Source organism: Methanosarcina sp. UBA5 (genome assembly GCF_002505485.1).
Lineage (GTDB): Archaea > Halobacteriota > Methanosarcinia > Methanosarcinales > Methanosarcinaceae > Methanosarcina.
Map to the genome: position 1 here is coordinate 20914 of NZ_DAVG01000067.1, position 9449 is coordinate 30362.

Consider the following 9449-nt stretch of genomic DNA (forward strand, 5'->3'; position numbering starts at 1 on the left):
AAGGAAAAGCAGATACAGGGAAATGGGATAAGAAAGAGGTAAAAGAGAGAAGATAAAAGGAAGTTGGAGTGAGAAGAGAAAGAAAAGAGAAGAAAAAGTATCACAAATAATTTACTGGAAATTTTAAAAGTCAGTCTTTTAAAGTTATTCTTTTTAGGACTTACGCATTTTATATACAAAACCAAGCACAATAGACGTTATAGCTAAATATGAGTTTTAGACGGTTAAAGGTTTAACGCTATCGATTTCTCGTTTCAACCACGTAAGTCATACTTTTGAAATCAGCCCTTTAAAGTCAATCTTCAACGACAAAGAGGTATTCAGGAGGTATCTTTTCCGCAAGTACGATGTCATCAGTTGCAAGTTTGAGAGAGATCCCTTCTTCCTGAGCTTTAAAGGCATTGATTTGAAGGATAACAGGGTTTTCAGTATGAATAAGGGCCACTTCTACTGCCTTTTCATATGAGGTGCTGAGGTGGACATATCTTTGTTTTATCGGAAAAATTCCGTTCTCCAGCAGAACATCAACTTCTTCAGGGCTCACCCCATAATATAGATATGGAGAATCGCTTTCCCTGTAATCCAGATCAATGTTGACAGAGTGCCCGTAACGTGCCCTGATTCTGGAATCGCGGATCTCATACCTTCCTTTTTCATCAGATTCTACAAGGGCGTAAAGGTATTCCTTCCTCATCCAGCTGTATCGCTTTCTCATAACGTCACAGAAAGCGTTGAGATTGACCCAGCCGAATCTGTCCATTTCAACTCCTACCGATTCTGGAAAATGCCGGAGAGTGCCAGATACAAACCTGCCAAGCTTTTCTTCCTTGTTGTCGTCCAGTAGGTATCTTCCAGGGCGTTTACACTGCAGACAGCTGCCTCCTCTAAAATAGCCGTGCTCAGTGCATTTTCGAATCATGGTATCACGTACATAATGAAACTTTACTATAAATAAGGTTTTGTTTTAAGTTTTATTTTGACAAAGCTGCAAAGTTAAATTGTAACTATTCAGCCTAGATAAAACAACATCAATAGCCATCTTTACTAAAATTCAATAGACAAATTTCTGTAAATTGATTTTCTTTGATTGTTGGCGAGTTTTAGAATATCTTTTAGCTTGAAAACCTGAGAAGGCAGAATATACTGATAAGCATGTGTATAGTTTATTAAGCGGGCATAGTTTATTAATATTGATTCCACGTTGTTGAAAAATACTTTCATCGGGCATACGGTAATCTTTAGTAGGACTGCTTGCATACCGTAGCACAATATCTAAAGTAATTTTACGGCCATCGTGTTCAAACTTAAAATCAAAAAGAATAAAAGGAATTATAGAAGGTATTTGATTATGACCGTTTTTATCATTCATTAAAAGGTGTAATTAAAAAGTTAATGTGCTTAGACTTGTAAATTTATAATTTACTAACCTGTAATCTACTTGTCTCTTAACAGTTTTTGAATTTTATACTATACCCTGAACCGGATTCAAAATATTTATCATTAACCGGTGTTGCCCAGGAATTGAGGCAAATAATAAACACTGAAGATAGAAATCATACATTAAGGAGATAATATGACAGATATTGAATCGATCTATAAAAAACTCAGCCATGTTATCAGTAAAGAGGACTTCCTGCAGCGTGTCCAGGAAAAGGTCGAAAGCATGGGAGGGCTTTGCGATGAATCTATGGCTGCCATGCTGATTGCCAACGAACTTGGATTTTCGGATGTAGGTCGGGACAGTGTGAAGATTGAAAATATTACAGCTGATAGCGGACAAATTAATTTTGTTGCAAAGGTTGTGTCGGTTTTTGATACCAAAGAATTTACCCGAAACGACGGGACAATAGGTAGAGTTGGAAATATAATTGTTGGAGATGAAACCGGAAAGATTAGGATAACGCTCTGGGACAACATGGCAGACCTCATAAAAACTGGAAAAATTAGAGCAGGGCAAACTCTCCAGATCAGCGGCTATGCAAAACAGGGATATTCAGGAGTGGAAGTCAATGTAGGAAACAATGGAGTCCTGGCCGAGAGTGAAGAGGAAATCGATGTGGCTGCCAGCAACCAGAAAATAAATGATATAAAGGATGGCATGGGAGACCTAAATTTGACAGGGAAAGTTCTTGAAATTTCAGAGGTAAGGACCTTCCAGCGAAAAGACGACACCTCCGGAAGAGTAGGAAACCTGCTTCTTGGGGATAGTACAGGTACAGTCAGGGTGACCCTCTGGGATGACAGGACAGAGTTTCTGAACCAAGTAGAATACGGAGATACTGTTGAGCTGGTCAATGCTTATGCCCGGGAGAACGCCTTTACTCAGAAAGTTGAGTTGCAGGTGGGAAACCAAAGTATAATAAGGAAAAGTGAGAAAAAAGTCGAGTACGAAGAGGAATTTACCCCAATTGCGGATATCAGGGCTGATATGAACAATATTAATGTTTCCGGCAGAATACTCGATATAGGGGAAATACGGACTTTTGAGAAAAAAGATGGGTCTACTGGAAGAGTTGGAAATCTTCTTCTTGGCGATTCTACAGGAAAAATCAGGCTGACTCTCTGGGATGAAAAAACCAGCTTTCTGGATGAAGTCGATTTTGACGAGACCATAGAGGTACTTCATGCATACTCTCGGGAAAATGCCTTCAATCAACAGGTGGAACTCAATCTGGGAGGCCGGGGGATAATCCAGAAGAGTGAAAAGGAGGTTGAGTACAGAGAAAAGTTTACGGATATCGCTGATATTATCCCTGGGGAAAGCTATTCGGTCCAAGGTAAGGTTTCCGAAATAGGGGAACTCCGAGAGTTTGAAAGGGAAGACGGAACCGAGAATGTGGTTGCAAACCTCCAATTAAAAGACGAAACCGGCAGCATAAGGCTAACTCTCTGGGGAGAACAGGCTTATGTGATCGAAGATCTTGACATTGATTCCGAAATCCAGATCATTAACGCGTATGCGAAGTATGGTCTGAATGAAGAAATCGAGCTGAGTATCGGGAACCGAAGCAGAGTAATTATGCTTTAATAATTCTCCTTTTTCGACATCTTATTTCTGGTTTACTCCTTAAACCATGCTTTTCAAGATAAAAGTTTATGAAGTGCGGTCCAGTGGAAATAAGGGAGTATGAAAAATTTCCTGTGAGAAAAATAGAAAGCATTACAAATATAATTTGGATTTTTTTCAACTGTATAAGCCTGTTTTCTAAAATATACTTTTCTGCTGCGCTTCTTTCTAGTACTTTTTCTAGATGATTAAACTTTTTTCATTCTCAGCAAAGATCTCCAGTGGAAACAATGGGGTACTTAAAAAATTCTTGTGAGAATCCAGTAAATTTTTTGCTATGATCAAATGAACCGAGGCTAAAGAAAAGATATTCCTAATTTCACGCAGACTTCTGTTCTCTACAAAAAAAACAAATGCCGTTATCGTTATGTACCATTGACTCGTATATATAAATGCTATAAAAACGTCCGAAAATTATGGGGAAAAACATCTAGGAGAAAGCGGACAAAAAATAAGTATGGGATAAAGGCCTCACCGGGAGCATCGTCTTTAAAAAGCTAATGATTGCAAGGCCTGAACTGGAGGGAAAACTAAAGCAATCTCGAACGTTTTTCCACAGGCTAGATACTTGGAGAGCTTTTAATCAGATTTTACTTGCAAATATTATATTGTAAAATATTACATTGTAAACAGATTACAAATTATACGTAAATTACGTGTAAATTGTATATAAAATATACTGCAAATTTTATATCGTGAATTGCCGAATACGAAACGAAAGGGGGACGGCAGTAGATGGCAGATGGACCTGGAAGGGACACAGATGCTGAGAGGGAGATAGGTACTGGTATCCACAGCAGAGAGATTGAAAGAGAGGTCTCAGTTGCTGAAGTCATGAATAAAGCAGTCATAGTAATGGATATTAACTCAGATATTCCTACCATTGCAAGGGAAATGATCAGCCGTGATGCAGGAAGCGTCATTATTACAGAGAACGGCAAAGCCATGGGAATTATAACTGAGAGGGATTTTGTAAAGGGTATCGTTACAGAGGATAGAAAACCAGGCGAGGTAAAGGCAAGTGAAATCCTCTCAACCCCCTTGATAACCGTAGAGCCTGAAACAAGTATAGTAGAAGTTTCTGAGATCATGTTAAAGGCGAATATCAAGAGGCTCCCTGTCCTGGAAAAGGGTAGAATAATAGGGTTGATTTCGAACACTGACATCCTGATGGTAACACCGGGGCTTAATACTATTCTTAAAGAACTTATTGATATGAACAGGGAGGCTATCCTTTCCACCCCCTCAATCGAAGAGATTTCAGAAGCAGAGGATTTTCAAACGGGCATATGCGAATCCTGTAATGTCTTTTCATATGATCTTAGATTTGTGGACGGGAGATACCTGTGCGGGAACTGCCGGCAAGAAGAAGGCGAAGATTACGAATGACTTACGACCTTTAGATATCAATTTCCAGAGATTCCTTTTTTAAAGAGATTATCAGGAGGTAGACAATGAATGTTAGTGAGATTATGACAGATGAGCCTGTGAGTATCAAAGATGGAGAATTTGTGACTCACGCCCGTCAGCTGATGCGCGATTACCTTCTTCGAAGCCTTGTTGTTGTTGACGAAGAGAACAGGCTTGTGGGAATGCTGAGTGACCAGGATATCTTGAGGATTACCTCTACACGCTCGAATGTCACAGTAGGCGGGTATGCAAGCCAGTCCCCTACGGTCACTCCGGATATGGATATTATAAAGGCCGCAAAACTGATGGTGCAGTCGAAGCAGAACAGAGTTCCCGTTGTTAAATCAACTACGGATCGTACAGTGGTTGGAGTCCTGAGTAATGTGGACATTCTCAGAAACGTGGAGATTCCAAAAAATATTCCTAAAGCACTGCAAGCCGTGATGACAAAGAAGGTCAAAACCTGCTCGCCAGAGGACAAAGTCGGCACAGTCTGGGCACATATGCTCGAGACCGATTATACGGGCATCCCTGTAGTTTCAAAGAAAGGCGAACCCATTGGAATGATAACCCGCAGGGACATAATCAAATCAGGTGCTGTGCGCATTGAAGTGGAAGATGAGAGGCGAACAAGGCCTAATGACAGCCCAAAAGTTGAGAAAATAATGACAACGCCTACGTATACACTATCGGAAAATGATTCAATTCAGAGTGCAATTGGGATGATTATTCACTACGATATCGGAAGAGTCACCATTGTAAATGAAAAGGACAGGGTGTCTGGAATCGTTGATAGACAGGACCTTCTAGAATCTATTGTCGATGTATGGCCTGAAAAAGCCTTCGAAAATCGCCTTTGAAAGAAAACTATGTAATGAAATTATCCGGTGAAAGGATAATAACTAACCCTAGAATTATCGAGAATTAAACAGAGAATTAATGTAATGCGAAAAACAGCAGCAAGTTTTCACGCAAAAAGATTATAACATCAAAGATCATCATTAATAATAATTATAAATTCAGAATAAAGGAAACCTTTTGGAAAGATTCGGGAGAATTGCTTTCAGGTTTTATTTTTTTCCGGGAGCAAGTCTGGGTCTGTTGAGGAATGAACTGCAGATTCCAGGGAAGTTTCTGCAAGAAGGCAGGAAAATAAGAAACGGAATACGAAAAAAGCAATTAACTGCAACTCGAATTCGGTGATCCTATTGAGCAAAAATACGACATTTTCGTCCGTCGATAAGATGAAGGTTCAGCCAGGTGTGAGCAAATCCAAGAAAGCGCAGCAGAAAGATCCACACACAATTAGCAGCATGGGAACTATGCGGATAGGTCCTGAGTTTAAATCCCGTATTTCAGAACATGAAGGAAAAATTCTGGCCCTAGCAACAAGAAACGTAGTAACCCTCCCTCCGACTGCAACAATAATGGATGCAATCAGGATTATGACTGAAAAGAGATTCAGGCGCATTCCGATTACAAACGCCGGAACGCGGAGGTTGGAAGGAGTCGTTACTTCCGTAGATATTATTGATTTTCTGGGGGGCGGAAAAAAGAATCTACTCGTTGAAAACCGCTTCAAAGGCAACCTTCTGGCTGCGATAAACGAAGAAGTACGGCAAATTATGGAAACTGACATTCCCTACCTTAATGATCAGGCTGACTTTAAAGATGCTGTTTCAATGATGATTGAAAGAAAAAGAGGCGGCCTTCCAATCGTGAACAATGACATGCAGGTCGTTGCAATCTTTACCGAAAGGAATGCAATTGAACTGATGGGCGGAATCGTGACAAGCCGAACTGTTGATGAATATATGACCAAGAACGTCAAGATGGTGTCAACTGATACACCTATTGGACAGGCAGCAAAAGTAATGGTAGATAACTGGCTCAGAAGACTTCCTGTAGTCAAAGATGGCATCTTCGCAGGAATTATCACTTCCACTGATATTGTCCGTTTCCTTGGAAAGGGAGACGCTTTCAGTAAATTAACAACAGGAAATATTCATGAGGCGCTTGACCAGCCTGTAGGTTCCATTGTCTCAAAAGATCTGATATGGACTAGCCCGGGTACAGACCTGGGAAAAGCAATGGAAATAATGCTTGAGAAAAAGATAGGTTCACTTCCGGTACTGGAGAATGGGGTGCTCCGCGGCATCATTACGGAAAGGGATTTTCTGAAATCTCTGAACGAACCCCAGTAAATAATTAATTGATTAGAACTGGGTCCAGGCCTGTTCGAGCTGGCTCAAACTGGCTCAAACTGTCCCAAAGCTTAACGAGAAATTTAGTGGAAATTGAAATCGAATTGAGCCTGAAGTCAAACTGAGCCCGAAAAACCTTCGGGCTTAAGTTTTCAGGAGTTCAAGCTTTCAGGAGTTAAGTTTTCAGGAGTTTTGGAGAAAAGGAAAATTCTCTAGCTGGAGATATCGAGAAGTAAGCGTACTTGAGCACTTAGGATTTCGGAGTGTAGATCGTTTTAAAGTAAAAACTTTCTAAATTAACCTTTACTTCAACAAAGTGCTTATTACTTCGTTAGAATTTAGTGTCTGTGGCCAAAAATTGTAATGTTTGCATCCGATTCAAAAACTATAATTATTCACACTTATATATTGTAAAAGTGAAGGAGGTACTTCATGAATGTGGCGGACATCATGAGTTCACCTGTGTATGTTCTAAATGCAGATGAACCCGTGTCACGTGCAAGAAAACTGATGTTAAGGCATAGAATCAGTACATTGCTTGTCCTCGATGAGGGCAAGATGGTGGGAATCGTTACAAAATCAGACATCACTAACCGTCTGGCTCAGGCCGAACCTCTCTGGAGAAGAAGACCGATAGATCAGATCCCTATCAAGTTACTGATGACTGAATCGGTTATTACCATCTATCCTGAAGCCTCTATTTCCCAGGCAGCTGCCTTAATGCTTGAGAACGGGGTGCATAACGTTCCGGTGGTAAAGAACGATATTGTGGGTATTGTCACCAGGACAGATCTTGTGCGTTATGTTGCGGAAAATAGCGAGGAAATGAGAACAAAAATCCCTAAATTAATGTCTGAGGATGTTGTTTCTGTTCACAGGCATCATACTATCAACCATGTAATTGACGAAATGAAAAAGAATGAAATCGAAAGAGTGATAGTTAAAGACGATGCAGGAAAGCCTGTCGGGATAATTTCCAGCAAAAGCCTTGCTTTAAATCTCTTAACTGATTTTCAAGGTGAACTTTCCACGAAAAACATCAAGATGGCCCGTAAATCCTCCCCTGGAGGTCAGAAAACCTACAGATACGTAAAAGAGGTGCCTTTGATCGCAGAAGACATTATGGTTTCTCCAATAAACTCCATTGACGTAAACGAAAATATCAGTGCAGCCGCTAAAAAAATGATAGAGGAAGGAGTGACTGCATTACCTGTCAGTGACGGAGAAGATATAGTGGGCATATTAAGCAGAACCGATATCATGAAAGCCATCCTCTAACCATCCTCTGTCAGTGCAGAAGTATATACTGCAAAAGTACAATAGAAAAAGCAATAGATAAAACAGCCAAAGTAAAGAGAAGGATGCGAAATTAAAGCACGGGAAAAACGGATGAAGAAAACACGCAAAAAATTGCGAAAATTATAATTAAAAATTCTGGATACGCATGAGGTGAATTGCATGCAAGCTAAAGACATAATGGTACAGCCATACAGGATTGATAAGTCAGATACCATATCTCACGCTCTGGATCTCATGGAAAAGAAAAACACAAAACGCCTGCTGGTAATTCATGACGATCAGATAATCGGTGTACTTACGATGAGAAGTCTGACAGAGCAGCTCGGGACTCGCAAGAAACTGAGCAAACCTGCATCCTCTCTGCATGTTGCAACAGCCGTATCCGACAATTTTGTGAAGGTTCTGCCTGATACCGATACCAGAGATGTCCTTACCCTGATGAAAAAGAAAGGTGGCGTAATTATTGTCACTGATAATGGAAAAGCCCTGGGTTGGGTGACACCTCAGGAATTCATGAAAATAAATCACTTCACAGGCTTTGCCGGGGAAGTAATGGAAAAAAGTCCTATAGTTATCAGCCCATCTGATAGAGTTAGCCACGCCAGGCGGCTTATGCTTGACAAAAATGTGGGAAGGCTGCCAGTAATTGAAAATGGAAAACTTGTAGGTATTATTGCTGAAGATGATATTGCTTTTGCCATGCGCTCTTTCAGAGATCTGGTAGCTGATAATCAGCAGGACTCAAGGATCAAGAATCTGTTGGTAGGGGACATTATGACCCGCAGTGTGATTAGTGTCTATACCAATACTCCCATTGCAGAAGCTGTTCAGACAATGCTAGAACATGATGTAGGAGGCGTTCCAGTCCTTAACCTAGATGATGAACTTGCTGGTTTCCTAGCTCGCAGAAATGTATTGAATACAATTCAGGAATAAGGTGACTACTCCCATCACTGAAGTGACGGGCATCTATCGGTAATCCGAAGAGATTGTAATCCCAATCTCAAAATGTTAATAGCGGCATTATGATCCCTATCGAGAGTAAGACCACAGTAAGGACAACTGTGTATTCTCTCGGATAGTTCTTTTTTGACTATTTGACCACATCCTGAACACATCTGAGATGTATTACACGGATTAACAAGCTCTACACGTTTACCAGCCCATTCTGCCTTGTAAGACGTGATAGTTACAAGCTTATTCCATGCAACATCAGCTATGTGTTTTGCTAGTTTGTGGTTTTTAATCATTCCTTTGATGTTCAGATCTTCAAAGGTAATCAAATCATAAGTCCTGACAAGATCAAGACTTACTTTTTGTACAAAATCCTCTCTTTTGTTCGCTATTCTTTCGTGAACCCGTTGAACAGATTTCAAAGCCTTTGCTCTTTCATGTGTTCCTTTTTCAAGTTTGGAGAATTTTCTCTGAACTTTTGCCAGAAACTTTTCCTCTGTAACAAAGAATCGAGG

At 40.3% G+C, this 9449-nt stretch carries 9 protein-coding genes; 6 read left to right on the plus strand and 3 right to left on the minus strand.

The features are described from left to right. Positions 1-295: 295 nt before the first annotated feature. Together BP621_RS06670 and BP621_RS06675 are read right to left on the minus strand one after the other, a co-directional pair. Positions 296-919, minus strand: a complete 624-nt coding sequence (locus BP621_RS06670) for an RNA 2'-phosphotransferase (RefSeq protein ID WP_292388665.1) — start codon at positions 917-919, stop codon at positions 296-298. 132 nt (positions 920-1051) lie between these two features. Beyond that, on the minus strand, positions 1052-1369 hold the full coding sequence (locus BP621_RS06675) for a hypothetical protein (protein ID WP_292388666.1): 318 nt from the start codon (positions 1367-1369) through the stop codon (positions 1052-1054). 204 nt (positions 1370-1573) lie between these two features. Between BP621_RS06675 and BP621_RS06680 the strand changes: the two genes are divergently transcribed. From BP621_RS06680 to BP621_RS06705, 6 genes are all read left to right on the plus strand, one after another. Then, entirely contained in the window at positions 1574-3028 is a 1455-nt protein-coding gene (locus tag BP621_RS06680) for an OB-fold nucleic acid binding domain-containing protein (protein WP_292388667.1), read from the plus strand. A 774-nt stretch (positions 3029-3802) separates the two neighbouring features. Continuing rightward, positions 3803-4456: a CBS domain-containing protein gene (locus BP621_RS06685; protein ID WP_292388669.1), complete on the plus strand. Its 654-nt coding sequence runs from the start codon at positions 3803-3805 to the stop codon at positions 4454-4456. A gap of 65 nt (positions 4457-4521) precedes the next feature. After that, positions 4522-5337, plus strand: coding sequence for an HPP family protein (locus BP621_RS06690; protein WP_292388670.1), 816 nt, complete (start codon positions 4522-4524; stop codon positions 5335-5337). Between the two features lie 339 nt (positions 5338-5676). Next, the gene (locus BP621_RS06695) at positions 5677-6681 is read left to right on the plus strand and encodes a CBS domain-containing protein (protein ID WP_292388671.1); all 1005 of its coding nucleotides are present in this window, start codon (positions 5677-5679) and stop codon (positions 6679-6681) included. 432 nt (positions 6682-7113) lie between these two features. Continuing rightward, positions 7114-7959, plus strand: a complete 846-nt coding sequence (locus tag BP621_RS06700) for a CBS domain-containing protein (protein ID WP_292388672.1) — start codon at positions 7114-7116, stop codon at positions 7957-7959. A 180-nt stretch (positions 7960-8139) separates the two neighbouring features. Next, a complete protein-coding gene (locus tag BP621_RS06705; protein WP_292388674.1) occupies positions 8140-8916 on the plus strand; it encodes a CBS domain-containing protein in 777 nt (258 codons plus the stop codon). A gap of 14 nt (positions 8917-8930) precedes the next feature. Here BP621_RS06705 and BP621_RS06710 read toward each other — a convergent pair whose 3' ends face one another. After that, entirely contained in the window at positions 8931-9419 is a 489-nt protein-coding gene (locus tag BP621_RS06710; RefSeq protein ID WP_292388681.1) for an RNA-guided endonuclease InsQ/TnpB family protein, read from the minus strand. Positions 9420-9449 lie beyond the last annotated feature (30 nt).